Here is a 16,834-nt window from a genome sequence, read left to right as displayed (position 1 = left end):
GCACTCATAACGATTTGATAGACAATCAGCGCCGTAATGACCGACGATTGAGCTGTTTTTGCCTAAAGCATGAATTAGACAACTTGTCTAGAATAATGATTGTTGTCATCGCGGAACCATTCGCGTACGCGCTCGCACGTACGCCGCAGGAGGTATACCATGAGCGATCCAAACGCAGACGATCGTAACGATCAGCCACAGTATGGAGCCTATGCGCCGCAAGGCCAGCCGAACAGCCAAAACTATCCCTACGGCGGCGCACCTAACCAGCAGCAGGCGAATCAGCAGTCAAATCAGCAGTATGCGCAAGGTCCGCAAGGCGAACAACCATATGGTCAGCCTTACGCGTACCAGCCTGCCTATGGAGCAAACGGCCAAAACAGCCAGAACAATCCATATGATTGGCAGAACTTCAGCCCATTTAAACTCATCGAAGAAATGCTGCCACAGCCGGCAAAAAACGCGGTACGTGCCATCTACGGCATTGTTGGCGTTGCGGCTCTCATCCTCGGTCTTGCACTGCTCATCTGGCCGGGTAAAACACTAACCGTATTCGCAGTAGCCATCGGCATTTATTTTGTGGTCACCGGCGTTATTCGTATTGTTTCAGCAATCGTCACACTAGGATTGCCAGCCGGGTGGCGTGTGCTTGATATTCTGATCGGCATCATGCTGGCAGTCGGCGGCGTTGTCATGCTGAAAAACGCAGCGCTCTCCGGCCAGAGTATCGCGGTATTCGTCACGCTTATCGTCGGTCTCGGTTGGATTATGGAAGGCGTGATGGCACTCGCTGAATCATGGCGTTTGCCAAGCTCCGGGTGGGCCGTGCTCTACGCAATCGTCTCGATTATCGCAGGCATTGTCGTCCTCGTCTCACCAGTCTCTTCAATGCTGTTCTTGGTGATCTTCGGCGGCTGCGCACTCATCGTCATGGGCGTTTCTGCTATTGTGCGCGCGTTCATGTTTGGCAAACCGCGCAAGTAGCCGCAACCTGAGTTCGTGGTATACGTATTAGTGGGTGGCATACGCAGAGTGTTGCGCATGCCACCCACTTGCGTTGTACGCAGATAACGCAAACGCATGGCACATAAGTAGTGCACCCTGAGTAGGCTGGGCGGCATGATCGAACTCAAGACACCCAAGGAAATTGAAGAGATGAAGCCGGCTGGTCGTTTCGTCGGCGAGATTCTTCGTGAACTGAAAGACATGACCAAGGTTGGCACCAACCTGCTCGAAATCGACGAGTACGTGCACAAGAAGATCGTCGATCGCAAGGGTGCGGAATCCTGCTACGTGGATTACGCTCCTGACTTCGGCACTGGCCCGTTCGCGCACTACATTTGCACGTCCGTCAATGATGCTGTGCTGCACGGCGTACCGTACGATTACAACCTCAAGGATGGCGATCTCATCAGCCTCGACCTCGCAGTCAGCGTGAACGGCTGGGTGGGTGACTCTGCAATCAGCTTTGTTGTTGGCAAGGATCAGGATCCAAGCGATCTGCGTTTGATTAAGTGCACTGAGGAAGCGCTCGCCGCTGGTATTGAAGCTGCACAGCCGGGTAACCGTTTGGGCGACGTTTCGTCCACGATCGGCGATATTGCTCGCGAATACGGTTATCCGATTAACCTCGAATTCGGCGGTCACGGCGTTGGCCACATTATGCATGGCGATCCGCACGTGCCGAACGACGGCCGCGCAAACCATGGGTATAAGCTGCGCCCGGGCTTGGTAATCGCAATCGAACCGTGGTTCTTGAAGACTACGGACGAAATCTACCAGGATTCCAAGGACGGTTGGACGCTGCGCTCGTCCGATGGCTCGCGCGGCGCTCACAGCGAGCATACTATCGCTATTACTGAGGACGGTCCGGTTATCCTCACCGTGCGCGATTAGTAGCGCGATAATCGTTCTGTAATCGCGTTCAATATTCGGCGCTCCGACGTGTGGCATGTCCACGTGTCGGAGCGCCGTTTTTGAAGGAAACATGTGGGCAATATAGTGTGGTCCATTACGCGGTCGGTATGAATGCCGGCAAAATGGATGCGAAAAGGGGTACGGATGGCGACGGCTGAGCTTCATGTGGATTCGAGTAAGTACACTCTGCCGGTTGTCAAAGCCTCGGCTGGCCCAGACGGTATCGTCGTCTCGAAGCTGCGCAACGACGGTTGGGTGACGCTCGATCCTGGATTCCTCACGACCGCCCAATGCGAGTCGAAAATCACGTTTATTGATGGCAACAATTCGATTCTGCGCTATCGCGGCTACCCAATCGAGCAGCTGTGCGAACAGTCTGATTTTCTTGAGGTAGCGTGGCTGCTGCGTCACGGTGAATTGCCCAGCAAGGCTGAGTACGAGCAGTTCTGCTCAGATATCAACCATAAAACCATGGTGGGCGAGGATTTCCGTACCTTTATGGGCTCGTTCCCGCGTTCCGCTCACCCGATGAGCGTACTGGCTTCCGCAGTGAATGCGCTTGCCGCGTTCTACCCGGATACGACGGATATTAACGATCCTGACCAGTTGGATGAGGCTGCCAAAATCATTATGGCGAAGGTGCGCACGATTGTGTCGTACATTTTCCGCCGTCGCCATGATGAGCCGATGCTGTATCCGGATTATGCGCGCGGTTATGTTGATGATTTCCTGCGCATGTGCTTCGCGGTACCGTATGAGCCGTTTGAGTCAGATTCGCTCTATGTGCATGCGCTTGGACGTTTGCTGATTATTCACGCGGACCATGAGCAGAATTGCTCGACGTCAGTAGTTCGTATCGCAGGTTCAGCTCATGCGAACCTGTATTCTGCAGTGGCTGCTGGTATTAACGCGTTGTCTGGCCCGTTGCACGGTGGTGCGAATGAGGCGGTGTTGCGCCAGCTGAAAGCGATTCGCGATTCTGGTAAAACAGTGCGCGAGTTTGTTGATGATGCTACGGCGAATGGTCACCGTATTTCTGGATTGGGCCACCGCGTGTACAAGTCGTATGACCCGCGTGCGGCGATTGCGAAGACGTATCTTGAGAAGATTATGGAGCGTGAGGATACGTCGAAGTTGCCGCCGGATGAGCGTGCATTGTTTGATGTGGCAATTGAGCTGGAAGACATTGCGTTGCATGACGAGTATTTCGTCTCTCGTCACCTGTACCCGAACGTGGACTTCTATACTGGTTTGATTTACCGCGCGATCGGCTTTGATCCGGCAATGTTTACTACGCTGTTTGCGTTGGGCCGTATTCCTGGCTGGATTGCACAGTATCGCGAGATGCTCGCTGACCCGAATACGAAGATTGGCCGCCCGCGTCAGGTGTACACCGGCGAAACCGAGCGTGACTACATTCCGCTCGACGAGCGCTAAACATTCCCCGGGCATACTGCCGGTTTTCCGGCTAGAAATGGCAGTATGCCCGGGAACATATTGAGGAAATCAGTTTTTGTGCAGCTTTTCGTTGAGTTCGATGCCGGTCTTGCGGTAACGCGCTTCGATGCGTCCGTTGACCGAGTTACGGATGAACAGAATGTTGTCTTTGCCGCTCAGATCCGCGCCCTTGACCACGTCAAGCGGCTCGCCTGCCGCAACCTTGGCCTTGTCGTAGATGGTGACCTTGGTGCCGGCGGTCACGTATAGGCCTGCTTCGACGACGCAGTTATCGCCGAGCGAGATACCGATGCCTGCGTTAGCGCCGAGCAGCGAGTGTTCGCCGATCGAGTTGCGCAGCTTGCCGCCGCCGGACAGAGTGCCCATGATGGATGCGCCGCCACCGATATCGGAGCCGTTGCCAACAACAACGCCTTGTGAAACGCGCCCCTCAACCATGGAGACGCCGAGCGTGCCGGCGTTGAAGTTGACGAAGCCTGCGTGCATAACAGTGGTGCCTTCCGCCAAGTGCGCGCCGAGACGAACGCGGTCAGCGTCGCCGATACGCACGCCGGTGGGGGTGACGTAGTCGATCATGCGCGGGAATTTGTCAACGGAGAGCACGTTGACCAGTGCGGCGGGGGCTGCATGCGGCAGGCCGACTTGTGCGGCGAACGCGTCAGCGGCGGTGATTGCTGCGGATTCGAGATCGATCTTACGCAACGCGAAGTCTTCAACAGCGAATGGGCCGTAGTTGGTCCACACAACGTTGGCAAGCTGCGCAAAAATACCGTCGAGGTTGAGCGTATTCGGCTTCGCCAGTCGCATGCTCAGCAAGTGCAGACGCAGGTACGCGTCAGCTGCACTAGCAATGGGGGCATCGAGATCACTGACAGTGAATACGGGAATGCGCTTGACGCCGCGCGCATCGGCTTCTTCATGTACCAGTGCTCCGAAGTTGTGATTCGGGCGGTCTGCGTCGGCGGGTGCTTCACCGAGGGCGAGCTGCGGATACCAGACATCCAGCGTGGTGCCGGCAGCGTCTACAGACGCTAGACCCCAACCCCATGCGGTGCGTTCGTTTGCCATTGAATGCTCCTTATCGTTTGGCATCGGCGTTATCGTCGACACCCATATTCTTCTTAAGCATAGGGGAGAGTACGCCCGTGTGCCATTGACTCCTCACGGGATGGAAAATTACGCCTGTATGCCATCGCGTGCGCCAGCAACGCTCCGGCTCGTAACGCGCAGAGCGCAAAATCCGGGCGAGTCGTTACAATGGCGGATTGTGAACGAATACAAGACCGAACGGGAACAGCGAGAGCGTCGCCGCCGCAATATCATGCGCGCGGTGTGCATTGTTGTCGCTGCTGCCATGCTGCTGAGTCTTGTTATTCCGGCAATCTACGCAGGTCTTTGACGCACCTTGCCCGCGCATGCCCAATGGGGGATATGCGTTCGACACGCATATGTTGTGCGCATTCGAAGCAGACGAACGTAAACAGACCGGACTTACAGTCAACGACAATTATGGTGGTTAACGATGGCAGAATTTGACTATAACCAAGCAATTGGCGACGCACGCGCCAAATATGAATCCATTGCTAAAGCATTGGACATGGATCGTCTGAAGGCAGATATCAAGGATCTTGAAGCAAAGGCTGCAGAGCCTGGCTTGTGGGATGATCCTGAAAACGCGCAGAAGATCACGAGCAAGCTGTCGGCCGCGCAGGCTCAGCTTCGTCGCCTTACCTCCGCGAACCAGCGCATTGATGATGTAGAAACGCTGGTTGAACTTGGTCGTGAGATGGAAGATGCTGACTCGCTTGCTGAAGCACAAAGTGAAATCGGTAAGATTCAGCAAGATCTTGACGACATGGAAATCCAGACGCTGCTCGACGGCGAATACGATGAGCGTTCCGCAGTTGTGACGATTCGTTCCGGTGCGGGCGGCGTGGACGCAGCTGATTTTGCGCAGATGCTGCTGCGCATGTACCTGCGTTGGGCGGAGCGCAACGGCTACAAGGCCAAGGTAATGGACACCTCGTACGCGGAAGAAGCTGGCATTAAGTCTGCGACCTTCCAGGTAGATGCACCGTACGCGTTCGGCCGCCTGTCGGTTGAAGGCGGTACGCACCGCCTCGTGCGTATCTCCCCGTTCGATAACCAGGGCCGCCGCCAGACCAGCTTCGCAGCGGTCGAAGTGGTGCCGCTCGTTGAGGCGACCGATCACATTGATATTCCGGACACTGATATCCGTATCGATACGTACTGCTCCTCTGGTCCTGGCGGTCAGGGCGTGAACACTACGTACTCCGCAGTGCGCATTACCCACCTTCCGACCGGCATTGTCGTGACGATGCAGGATGAGCGCTCGCAGATTCAGAATCGTGCTGCCGCTATGGCAGTGCTTCAGTCTCGACTGCTCGTGCTGCGCCACGAAGAAGAGGCCAAGAAGAAGAAGGAAATCGCCGGCGATATTAAGGCCAGCTGGGGTGACCAGATGCGCTCGTACGTGCTGCACCCGTACCAGATGGTGAAGGACTTGCGCACCGGTTACGAGACAAGCCAGACGCAGGCTGTGTTCGATGGCGATATTGACGCGTTCATTGAGGCTGGCATTCGCTGGCGTCACGAGCAGCGCCGTCAGGCTGCTGCCGAGGCTGAAGCGGCTAAGTAAGTCTGAGTAGTCGCAGCGGCTCCCGGCGGCATAGGGGGCCTGAAGGGATCAAAGGAAAGCGACATGGCACTCATTTCGTTGGATCATGTGAGCAAGGTCTATCCGCGCGGTACGCGCCCAGCCTTGGATGATGTCAACCTGCATATTGACCGCGGTGACTTCGTCTTTTTGGTGGGCGCGTCCGGCTCCGGCAAGACAACGCTGCTGAGCCTGCTGCTGCGTGAAGAAGAAGCCACCGATGGTGAAATCCGTGTGGCGGGTAACGATCTGCGCCGCCTGACCAATCGTCAGGTGCCGCAGTATCGCCGTTCGATCGGTTTTGTGTTCCAGGATTACAAGCTGCTGGCAAACAAAACCGTGTGGCAGAATGTGGCATTCGCGCTTGAAGTGATTGGCACGCGTCGTTCGGCGATTAAGTCACTCGTGCCTCAGGTGTTGCAAACGGTTGGCCTGACCGGCAAGGAAGGCAACTATCCGCATGAGCTGTCGGGTGGTGAGCAGCAGCGTGTGGCTATTGCTCGCGCGTATGTGAATCATCCGCAGATTCTGCTGGCTGATGAGCCTACCGGTAACTTGGATCCGACGACTTCGCTGGGCATTATGGAAGTGTTGGATGCGATTAACCGCACTGGTACCACGATTGTGATGGCGACGCACAATGAGGAGATTGTTAATTCGATGCGCAAGCGCGTTGTTGAATTACACTCTGGCAAGATTGTGCGTGATGAGGCTCAAGGTTCCTATGATTCTGCAGAGTTCTTCCCCGATAGTGAGGTAGCTTCGAAGGCGCATCAGGCGTTGAGCGGGGTTGCTGCTGACAGTAGCGATGAGCATGAGCGTTTCCGCCCGAAGCATGCAGCGGTTGAATCTGTTGAGGTGACGACCATTGAAGCGAAGGGCGAGGAAGGCGCTGTCGAAGGCGTGCGTATGGTTGCGCAGGCTGTTGATGGCGATGTGCGCAATGAGGGTATTGCCCGCCTTGCGCAGTCGGTACATTCGGGCCGTACCGGCCGATATGGTGAAGCGTTCCAGTCAGTTGAAGATACGCTGACGTGGGGTAAGGGCTTGGATCTCGAACAGTTAGCTCGCCAAGAAGCTGAGGCCGCAGCACAATCGCAGGCCGAAGCAGCAACGCCGGACGCGCAAGCTGAACAGTCCGAAGCGCCTGCGGAGAACCATGATTCCACCGAGAACCGTGACTCCGCCACGATTGATGAGCGTAAACCAGCTGACGAAACTGGCGACGCTGAAGAGCTGAGCGAGCCGGTTGCAGCATCTGAGCCTGCTGCTGAGAACGCTGAAACTACTGAGGCTGCTGAAACCGAGGCAGAGAGCGCTAGCGCAATGCCTCCGAGCCCGCCAATGCCGCCCGCACCACCAGCCCCTCCAGCTGCCGCAAAGAACGAACAGCAGCATAGCGAACATGAGGCAACGAGCACGACCACACAGGAGCATCAGTGATGAGAATTCGGTTCATTCTTTCTGAAACATGGACCAGTTTGCGCCGCAACGTATCGATGATCGTTTCGGTAATGCTCGTCACGTTCATTTCCTTCGTGTTTATTGGCGCGTCCGCGCTGCTGCAGGCGCAGATCACTAAAGCTAAGGGCGATTGGTACGACAAGGTTGAGGTTGTGGTGTGGCTGTGCCCTGACGGTACCAGTCAAGCCGCTACCTGCTCTACTGGCAAGGCGCCAACGCAGCAGGAAATCCTCGAGCTTGAAGATGTGATTAACAATGAGCTCGGCGGTGACGTATCGAAGATCACGTATGTGAACCGCGAGGACTTCTTCAAAAACACGTTCCTCAAGCAGTATCCGAACGGTGTGTATCAAGGCCGTACGCTTACTGCCTCTGATATGCAGGATTCGTTGCGTTTGAAGCTTAAAGATCCAACGAAATATCAGGTGGTTTCTGAAGTATTGAGCGGGCGCACTGGTGTTGAAGAGGTTGTTGATCAGCGGCAGATTTTCGACCCCGTGTTCGCTGTGCTGAATCGCGCTACCGTGGTGACGGTTGTACTCGCAGCAGTAATGATCGTGGTAGCCATCATGCTTACGGCTACCACAATTCGCATGAGCGCTGCGTCGCGTAAAAACGAAACAGAAATCATGCGACTCGTCGGTGCCTCGAATTGGACGATTCGACTGCCCTTCATTCTTGAAGGTGTAATTGCTTCGTTCCTTGGATCGGCGCTGGCAGTTGGCGCGTTGAGCGCAATCGTCAAAGTGTTTATTACCGACTGGTTGGCCGGTAGTGTCCGCTGGATGCCGTTCATTACGCAAGCAACTGTTTGGTTGACAGCTCCGGCTCTTATTGGCGGCGCAATGATTCTTTCTGCGATTGCTTCGGCAATTTCACTGCGTCGTTATCTGAAAGTGTGAGATTCGCCGCTAAGCCGTTCGCCAATGGCGCATCGCTTTCAGATTCGTTCGTTACAATGCCACACATACTGTGCTTCAAGGAAGGCTGGGAACAACATATGAAGAGGATGGCGAAACGCGCACGTGCGTTCACCGCTCTAATGCTGGCGGCTGCCACGGCATTTGGATTTGGCACAATTACGGCGGCTACGCCCTCAAGCGCACAAGCTGTTCCTAGCATGAGCGAATACCAGCAGAAAGTGCAGAATCATAACAATCTCAAAGCACAGCTTGCTGGCGTGGACTCTAAACTCGCTGATCTTATTGTGAAGCTCAACGATCTGACCGAAAACCAGATCCCTGCAGCTGAACAGGCAGCGCAGGAAGCAGCGCAGAAAGCAGAACAGGCAAAAAGCCTCGCGGAAGCAACCGCAGCACGACTTGAAGCAGCGAAGAACGATAAAACTTCGTTGGAAGAAAAAATCAAGCAAACTGGTGCAGATTACGATGATGCGAAGGATGCTGTCGCCCAGTTGGCACGTGAAAGCTTCCACGGCTCTGACGCTTCGAACGTTATGGATGTGGTCACAAACGCAACCACTACGGAAGATTTCGTTAACAAAATGCAGTCTGAAGCAGCGGTTACCCGAAGCGAAGCGAATGCGGCCAATGATGCTGCTACTAGCTTGAACACGTCAATGAACCGCAAGCAGCGTTTGAGCGCTATCGAAGATGAAATCACTCAGCTGAAAGTGCAGGCAGATGAGCAGGCTGCAAGCGCACAGCAGGCCGCTAACGCCGCTGCCGCCAAGCAGCAAGAACTGCAAACGTTGCGCGATGAGAGTACCGCTGCGCGTAGCCAGTTGGAATCGCAGAAAAACGCACTCACCACGCAGTCTGCGAAAGAAGCAGCCGAACTCGTGTCGATGAAGGCGGAAATCGATGCGTGGAGCGCGCAAAACAATACCGGCAAAGCGGACGCGAGCACTGGTGGCGCACAGCAGACTGGCGGCAGCTCATCGGCAGGCAGCAGCAGCGGATCCTCATCGAACAGCTCATCGAATAACAGCAGTTCAAATGCTGGCAATGCTGGCAACGCTGGTGGCAGCCAAGCTGGCGGTTCCGGCAATGCAAACGGCATGAACTACGACGTGCCGGGTAACTGCTATGAGGGCATGGCGTACTGCTACGGCCACCCCACTGGCAACACGGTTGGCGGCAGCGCCTACCCGTGGAGCCAGTGCACGTGGTACGCCTACCGTCGCCGCGTGTACTATTACCATCTGCCTACCGGCTCATACATGGGCAACGGTCAGGATTGGGCAAACAGCGGTCGTAAGCTCGGCTACCTGGTCAACCGCACACCGCACGTTGGCGCAGCAATGGTCTTCAAAGCCGGTCAGCTCGGTCACAGTCCGATCTACGGTCACGTCGCCGTCGTCGAACGAGTGAACGCGGACGGTTCTGTATTCATCTCCGAATGCGGTTCCATCTGGCAAGGTAACGCTCACTGGATGACCGTGTACAACGCGAGCAACTACGAATACGTGCACTACTGATCGCAATATCGCCGATCACACACATCAGGGAAGATATGGCAAAACAACAAGGAACAGGACTGATCGCCCAAAATCGTAGGGCACGCCACGATTACATTATCGAAGACACCTATGAGGCAGGCATGGCGCTGACTGGCACGGAAGTGAAATCACTCCGTGAAGGCCGCGCATCACTGTCTGAAGCGTTCGTTTCTATCGATCGCCGTGGCGAAATCTGGCTCGAAGGCGCGAACATTCCCGAATATCTCAACGGGACATGGAACAATCATGCGCCTAAGCGCAAGCGCAAACTACTGCTCCACGCAGCGCAGATTGCGAAACTGGCACGCCAAACCGAGGCAAAAGGTTACACTATCGTCCCCTTGAGCCTCTATTTCAACAAAGACGGCCGAGCCAAAGCAGAAATTGCTCTCGCGCGAGGCAAACGCGAATTTGATAAGCGCCAGGCACTGCGCGAAGAACAAGACAAGCGTGAAGCGCTACGCGTTATGCGCTACCGCAACATGCGTTCGCGCTAAACAGTGCGATTACACAGCGCGCTAAACACCACAATGAGTCAGGCAGACAATGCAGTTTGCCTGACTCATGTGCAACAGCAGAACATGATCGGGAACGCAAATCTTACGAGCACATGTCCACGTAGCGAACAAAAAACCGTAGTTTTACGCTCCCGTAGCATGACGAACCTACTCTCCACAATTAGCCGGAAATATACCCGCCGGTCGACACATTCTGGAGAGAGGAAATCCGATGTCTTACAGCAAGGGAATACGTTGCGCGACTGCGGCTGCGCTCAGTGCCGCTATGATCATGTCATTCGCCGCCTGCGGCACTACTGATGAAGGGGATTCCAATTCGTCCGCAGATGGCAATTCATCTACTTCGTCATCTACCAAAGGTTTTGACACGAGCAGCATCAAGAAAGACGATGCGATCGCAGCGCTCCTGCCTGATTCGGTAGCAGGAGACGGCACGCTCACTGTTGGCACCGACACATCGTATGCGCCCGCAGAGTTTTTGGCTGAAGATGGCAAAACAGCGGTTGGCTTCGACGTTGACTTGTCGAAAGCAATAGCCGCGGTATTCGGACTCAAGGAAGAAACAATCTCATCCACGTTCGACTCGATTATTCCTTCTGTCGGCTCCAAATACGATATTGGCATTTCATCGTTCACTGTTACCCCCGAACGCATGGATGCTGTTGATTTTGTCACGTATTTCAAAGCCGGATCCACCTGGGTAGTGCGCAAAGGCAATCCCGATAACGTGGATACGTCAAACTTGTGCGGCGTAAAAGTTGCCGTACAAACTGGCACTACGCAGGAAGAAGAAGTCAACAAAGCCAACGAACAGTGCAAAGCTGATGGCAAAGATGCAATCGACATCCAGTCATCGAAACTGCAAACGGACGTGACTACTGCTGTTGCTTCCGGCAAAGCATCAATCTTCTATGCGGATTCACCAGTTGCCGGTTACGCCATCTCGCAGACCGGTGACACGTTGGAAACCTTGGGCGATGATACTGGCGTGACCCCAGAAGCAGTAGCTATTAAGAAGGGTGATTCTGCCACTGCACAAGCTGTACAGAAAGCCATCCAAAAGCTGATGGACGATGGCACGTACGACAAGATTCTCTCCACGTGGGGTGTGGAATCCGGTGCGCTCGACAAGGCTGAAATCAACCCGACTGTCGAATAACCATTGCGTCAGCTTCATGCAGTAGGGGGAGCTGACTGCCTCGTAACAGGAAAAACTCGTCCTCTCTGTATACTCGGTAAACGGAACGAGAACCGAGAGAACGGAGAGGACTCATCATGTTCAAATCATTGAAAAGCGCGGCTGCGTTGACACTGAGCGCTGCACTGCTGTTCAGCGTTGCTGCTTGTGGCACTACTGATACCACGACTGACGATAACGGTCAGGCTGCAAACGCTACAGAAGGCTACGATCTGAGCAGCGTCAAGACCAACGATGATATCGCGGCCCTGCTGCCAAGCTCAGTGAAAGATGCTGGCAAGCTCACCGTCGGTATGGAATTGTCGTATGCGCCGGCTGAATTCCTTGCAGAAGATGGCAAGACGCCTGTCGGCTACGATGTTGACATTGCAACCGCAATCGGCAAGCTTGCCGGCGTCAAAACTGACATTATCTCCTCCACGTTCGATTCCATTGTGCCGTCTGTCGGCTCGAAATACGATCTGGGCATTACTGCAATGACCATCACCGAGGAACGCTTGGACGCAGTTGACTTCGTCAGCTACTACCGTGCCGGCTCCAGCTGGGTAGTCAAGAAGGGCAATCCGAACAAGGTTGATACCTCAAATCTGTGCGGTCTGAAAATCGCCGTGCAGACCGGTACCGTGCAGGAAGAAGAAGCCAACAATGCGGCCAAGCAGTGCAAGGCTGATGGTAAGGATGCAGTCGAAGTGCTGTCTACCAAGCTGCAGACCGATGCTGCTACCAGCGTAGTAACCGGTAAGGCTGACGTGTTCTACGCTGACTCGCCGGTTGGCGGTTACGCAATTTCGCAGACCGGTGGCGAACTGGAAATGCTCGGCGATGTTGAAGGCACTGCCAAGCAGGGTGTGGCCATTAAGAAGGGCGACGAGCAGATGGATAAGTTCATCCAGGCTGCCGTGCAGGAGCTCATGGACGATGGCACGTACGGCAAGATCCTCAAGCATTGGGGCGTGGAATCCGGTGCTATCGACAAGGCTGAAATCAACCCGACTGATCTGGCGTAATTCCGTTTATCTCGGCTCCCCTTGCTAGGGGAGCTGTCGAACGAAGTGAGACTGAGGGGTAGTCAACGGTTCTGAACGTTTCATAGTTGTTGACACCCCCAGTCAGCTGCGCTGACAGTCTCCTCAGCTGAGGAGCCGAGACATGGTATAAGGACTGAAAACATATGGCGAAAAAACAAGCTGACGGTGACGGGCTGAACATCCCTAATCGCATTCACGCGCTGCCAGTCAAGCGACCTGGCCCAATCGTGGCTGCGGTTATTGTGGTGTTGCTCGCGGCAATGCTCATCCAAGGCATGATCACCAATCCGCGTCTCGAATGGCCGGTCGTCTGGAAGTACCTGTTCAACGAGAACGTACTCGAAGGCATACGCTACACACTTGAACTCACTGTTATCTCAATGGTGCTAGCGATCATACTGTCAGTCATCCTCGCCATTATGCGCAAATCCATTAACCCAGTATTGCGCGGTGTCAGCTGGTTCTTCATTTGGTTCTTCCGCGGAACCCCTGTATACACGCAGCTCGTATTCTGGGGCCTGTTTGCCGTGCTCATTCCGCGACTGAGCATCGGCATTCCATTTACTGACATTTCATTCTGGAGCGTGAGCTCACAGGATGTTATCACTGCGTTCAACGCTGCATGGATTGGCTTGGCACTCAACGAAGCTGCCTACCTGTCTGAAATTGTGCGCGCAGGTCTTGAAGCAGTCGACCCCGGTCAAACCGAGGCTGCAAAAGCACTCGGCATGAAGCGCTCGCTCATCATGCGACGTATTATCCTGCCGCAAGCCATGCGCATTATCATTCCTCCCACCGGCAATGAGACCATCGGCATGCTGAAAACCACGTCCCTGGTTACTGCCGTTCCCTTCACGCTCGAACTGCAGTTCGCTACTGGTGCGATCGCTAATCGCATTTACAAGCCGATTCCGCTGTTGCTCGTAGCCTGCTTCTGGTACCTGCTCATCACCTCGATTCTGATGATCATCCAGTCGCGTATTGAGAAGCATTTCGGTAAGGGCTTCGACGCGCGCGCAATGGGCACTCGTGGCAAGCAGCCGCCGCTGCCAGGTAAAACTGATGGCGAGCCAAAAGACAACGTCAACAAGATCAACGAAGCCGGATTTACCGGTATGACTGCGTGAGCGGGGAGAGGAAGTATCAATGGCTGACACTACAAAACTCGCGAACAGCGGGCTTACGCCGGCAGTCAAAGCAACCGGCGTACACAAGGCGTTTGGCTCACTGCATGTGCTCAAAGGCGTTGACCTGACGGTAATGCCCGGCACGGTAACCGTGATTCTTGGCCCCTCCGGCTCCGGCAAATCCACGTTCCTGCGCCTGATCAACCAGCTTGAAACGCTTACCGGCGGCGAAATTGAAGTTGACGGCGAACTCATCGGCTACAAGCGCACTGGTAAAACTGATGCGGACGGCCATGAGATTCTGCAAACGCTCGACGATAAGGCTGTAGCAGCGCAACGCTCCAAACTCGGCATGGTGTTCCAACGTTTCAACCTGTTCCCGCACATGACCGCTATTGAAAACGTGATGGAAGCACCCGTACACGTGAAGCACATGAGCAAGTCTGATGCGCGCGAACTGGCAACCATGGAACTGAATCGTGTTGGGCTCGGGGAGCGACTCGACTACTACCCGTCTGAACTGTCTGGCGGCCAGCAGCAGCGTGTTGCCATCGCGCGTGCGCTTGCGATGAAACCCGAAATCATGCTGTTTGACGAGCCAACATCCGCGTTGGATCCTGAACTCGTAGGCGAAGTGCTGGGCGTGATGCTTTCGCTTGCACGCGAAGGCATGACGATGATCGTCGTCACGCACGAGATCGGTTTCGCGCGCGAAGTCGCTGACCAAGTGGTCTTTATGGATGGTGGCGTGGTTGTAGAAGCAGGCGGCCCAGAGATTATTGATCATCCGAGCGAACCACGATTCAAAGACTTCTTGCAACACGTGCTGTAATCATTAATCAACAGTAGTGACTGGCGATAGGAAAGCAGCAGAGCAATAAAGCAGGGCTGGTAGATCATCATTAGCATTCTCTAGGATGATCTCCAGCCTTTTTGTTGCTTTCGATACAGCGCGCAGAATAACAATGCGTGGCGCGCACACGGCATCTGCACATGACGGTTACGTTGTCTTGGTAGGCTGGTGAGCCATGTGTGGAATTGTAGGATATGCAGGATCGCCGTCAACAGCATGCGGCAAACCCCTTGAAGTATGTTTGCAAGGACTAGGACGACTCGAATACCGCGGGTATGATTCAGCTGGCGTAGCACTCTCCGCTCCCGGCATGGAACGCGTAGCCGTACGCAAAAAGGCCGGTCGCCTCGCCAACCTCGTCGAAGACATTGAACGCAAGCCAATGCCAGCAGCAACCGTAGGCATTGGTCACACGCGTTGGGCTACCAACGGTGAACCATCCGACGTCAACGCTCACCCGCACACCAGCGCAGACGGCAAAGTTGCCATCATTCACAATGGCATCATCGAAAACGCCTCCCAACTGCGCCTCGACCTGCAGGCAGAAGGTTACCGATTCTCCTCCAGCACCGATACCGAAGTTGCCGCAAAACTGCTCGGCAAAATCGTCGATCGCATCATCGCAGAAGACGGCAAACCTGACCTGTTCAAAGCCGTACGCCGCCTCGCACGCATGCTCGAAGGCGCGTTCACCATCCTCGCCACCGACTGCCGCCAACCAGACATCATCGTCGGCGCGCGCCACGATTCACCACTCGTTGTCGGTCTCGGCGACGGCGAGAACTTCCTCGGCTCCGACGTAGCCGCATTCGTCGCATACACCAAGCGCGCGCTCGAAGTCGACCAAGACCAGGCCGTATGCGTTTCTGCAGACAAAGTAATCGTCACCGACTTCGACGGCAACGTGATCGAAGATCCAAAAACATACACAGTCGACTGGGATGCTTCCGCCGCTGAAAAAGGCGGTTGGGATTCGTTTATGGACAAGGAAATCCACGAAGACCCGGCAGCCGTCCAGCGCACGCTGCTCGGCCGACTCGACAAGCACGGCGACTTGAACCTTGATGAAGTACGCATTGAAGAACACGACTTCAAAGCGATCGACAAAATCATCGTTATCGCGTGCGGTACCGCCGCATACGCGGGCATGGTCGCCAAATACGCGATCGAACACTGGGTGCGCATTCCAGTCGAAGTTGAACTCGCGCACGAATTCCGCTACCGCGACCCGATTCTGACGCCGCGCACGCTTGTTGTCGCCATCTCACAGTCCGGCGAAACCATGGACACGCTGATGGCTTTGCGTCACGCGCGCGAACAGGGCTCCAAGGTGCTGGCGATCTGCAACACGCAAGGCGCGTCCATTCCGCGCGAATCCGACGCCGTACTCTACACGCACGCCGGCCCCGAAGTCGCCGTCGCATCCACCAAAGCGTTCGTCGCACAAATCACCGCCGCCTACGTGCTCGGCCTGTATCTTGCGCAAGTCAAAGGCGCAATGTTCCGCGACGAAATCCACGCTACGCTCGGCTCGCTCAAAGCCATGCCGCGCAAAATCCAGTGGATTCTCGACACGCAAACCAAAGCCGTGCAAAAAGCCGCCGAGCAGATGGTTAACGCGAAATCATTCCTATTCCTCGGCCGCCACGTTGGCTACCCGGTAGCGATGGAAGGCGCACTCAAACTCAAAGAGATCGCATACACGTTCACCGAAGGATTCGCAGCCGGCGAGCTCAAGCACGGCCCGATCGCACTCGTAGATGAAGGCGAACCGATCGTATTCATCGTGCCGCCTGAACGCGGTCGCAACGTACTGCATGCGAAAGTAATCTCCGGCATCGAAGAAGTTCGAGCACGTGGCGCGTTCATTATCGCCGTGGCTGAAGAGGGTGACCCGGATGTGGAACGCTACGCGGACGTCGTGTTCTGGCGGCCGAAAGCACCGACGCTGATGAGCCCGCTCGTTGATGTGGTGCCGTTGCAGCTGTTTGCAATGGATATGGCTAAGCTCAAGGGCTACGACGTGGATAAGCCGCGCAATCTCGCGAAGTCTGTAACCGTGGAGTAGTTGGCGGTTTTTGTTAGTTTCCATTTAATGGCCGGTGATTGACGGCGAGATGGTTTGTACGTGAT

Annotated in this window: 15 protein-coding genes; 14 read left to right on the top strand and 1 reads right to left on the bottom strand. The window is 55.1% G+C overall.

Annotation, left to right across the window (positions count from 1 at the left end; translation table 11 throughout):
• Nucleotides 1-159 precede the first annotated feature (159 nt).
• The 3 genes from D2E25_RS08575 to D2E25_RS08565 all read left to right on the top strand — a co-directional run bounded on the left by D2E25_RS08575 (nt 160) and on the right by D2E25_RS08565 (nt 3,354).
• Nucleotides 160-984 carry an HdeD family acid-resistance protein gene (locus D2E25_RS08575; RefSeq protein ID WP_125981843.1) on the top strand — a complete coding sequence of 275 codons (825 nt, stop codon included), beginning with the start codon at nt 160-162 and terminating at the stop codon, nt 982-984.
• 135 nt (nt 985-1,119) lie between these two features.
• Nucleotides 1,120-1,896 (top strand): type I methionyl aminopeptidase, encoded by a 777-nt coding sequence (gene map, locus D2E25_RS08570; protein WP_125981841.1) that lies wholly within the window; start codon nt 1,120-1,122, stop codon nt 1,894-1,896.
• A gap of 165 nt (nt 1,897-2,061) precedes the next feature.
• On the top strand, nt 2,062-3,354 hold the full coding sequence (locus tag D2E25_RS08565; protein WP_125981839.1) for a citrate synthase: 1,293 nt from the start codon (nt 2,062-2,064) through the stop codon (nt 3,352-3,354).
• 69 nt (nt 3,355-3,423) lie between these two features.
• Here the strand turns inward: D2E25_RS08565 and dapD are convergent, their stop codons facing one another.
• Nucleotides 3,424-4,443 carry a 2,3,4,5-tetrahydropyridine-2,6-dicarboxylate N-succinyltransferase gene (dapD, locus tag D2E25_RS08560; RefSeq protein ID WP_125981837.1) on the bottom strand — a complete coding sequence of 340 codons (1,020 nt, stop codon included), beginning with the start codon at nt 4,441-4,443 and terminating at the stop codon, nt 3,424-3,426.
• A gap of 199 nt (nt 4,444-4,642) precedes the next feature.
• Between dapD and D2E25_RS10810 the strand changes: the two genes are divergently transcribed.
• From D2E25_RS10810 to glmS, 11 genes are all read left to right on the top strand, one after another.
• Nucleotides 4,643-4,774, top strand: a complete 132-nt coding sequence (locus D2E25_RS10810) for a hypothetical protein (RefSeq protein WP_277599953.1) — start codon at nt 4,643-4,645, stop codon at nt 4,772-4,774.
• A 123-nt stretch (nt 4,775-4,897) separates the two neighbouring features.
• A complete protein-coding gene (prfB, locus tag D2E25_RS08555; RefSeq protein WP_125981835.1) occupies nt 4,898-6,034 on the top strand; it encodes a peptide chain release factor 2 in 1,137 nt (378 codons plus the stop codon).
• Between the two features lie 63 nt (nt 6,035-6,097).
• Nucleotides 6,098-7,495: a cell division ATP-binding protein FtsE gene (gene ftsE / locus D2E25_RS08550; RefSeq protein WP_125981833.1), complete on the top strand. Its 1,398-nt coding sequence runs from the start codon at nt 6,098-6,100 to the stop codon at nt 7,493-7,495.
• A complete protein-coding gene (gene ftsX / locus D2E25_RS08545; protein ID WP_125981831.1) occupies nt 7,495-8,418 on the top strand; it encodes a permease-like cell division protein FtsX in 924 nt (307 codons plus the stop codon). Before ftsE ends, ftsX begins: the two co-directional genes overlap by 1 nt.
• 98 nt (nt 8,419-8,516) lie before the next feature.
• Complete coding sequence (locus D2E25_RS08540) at nt 8,517-9,956, top strand: CHAP domain-containing protein (RefSeq protein ID WP_125981829.1); 1,440 nt, start codon at nt 8,517-8,519, stop codon at nt 9,954-9,956.
• Nucleotides 9,957-9,991: 35 nt separating this feature from the next.
• A complete protein-coding gene (gene smpB / locus D2E25_RS08535) occupies nt 9,992-10,474 on the top strand; it encodes an SsrA-binding protein SmpB (protein ID WP_125981827.1) in 483 nt (160 codons plus the stop codon).
• Nucleotides 10,475-10,706: 232 nt separating this feature from the next.
• Nucleotides 10,707-11,654, top strand: coding sequence for an ABC transporter substrate-binding protein (locus D2E25_RS08530; protein ID WP_125981825.1), 948 nt, complete (start codon nt 10,707-10,709; stop codon nt 11,652-11,654).
• 116 nt (nt 11,655-11,770) lie between these two features.
• Nucleotides 11,771-12,700, top strand: coding sequence for an ABC transporter substrate-binding protein (locus D2E25_RS08525; protein WP_125981822.1), 930 nt, complete (start codon nt 11,771-11,773; stop codon nt 12,698-12,700).
• 164 nt (nt 12,701-12,864) lie between these two features.
• A complete protein-coding gene (locus D2E25_RS08520) occupies nt 12,865-13,848 on the top strand; it encodes an amino acid ABC transporter permease (RefSeq protein WP_125981820.1) in 984 nt (327 codons plus the stop codon).
• A 19-nt stretch (nt 13,849-13,867) separates the two neighbouring features.
• The gene (locus tag D2E25_RS08515) at nt 13,868-14,680 is read left to right on the top strand and encodes an amino acid ABC transporter ATP-binding protein (RefSeq protein WP_125981818.1); all 813 of its coding nucleotides are present in this window, start codon (nt 13,868-13,870) and stop codon (nt 14,678-14,680) included.
• A 196-nt stretch (nt 14,681-14,876) separates the two neighbouring features.
• The gene (gene glmS, locus D2E25_RS08510) at nt 14,877-16,769 is read left to right on the top strand and encodes a glutamine--fructose-6-phosphate transaminase (isomerizing) (protein ID WP_125981816.1); all 1,893 of its coding nucleotides are present in this window, start codon (nt 14,877-14,879) and stop codon (nt 16,767-16,769) included.
• Nucleotides 16,770-16,834: the final 65 nt, after the last annotated feature.

Origin of the sequence: Bifidobacterium goeldii (genome assembly GCF_003951095.1) — a bacterium.
Lineage (GTDB): Bacteria > Actinomycetota > Actinomycetes > Actinomycetales > Bifidobacteriaceae > Bifidobacterium > Bifidobacterium goeldii.
The sequence above is the reverse complement of the archived record's forward strand: the minus strand, read 5'-3'. Positions and strand labels throughout refer to the sequence as shown.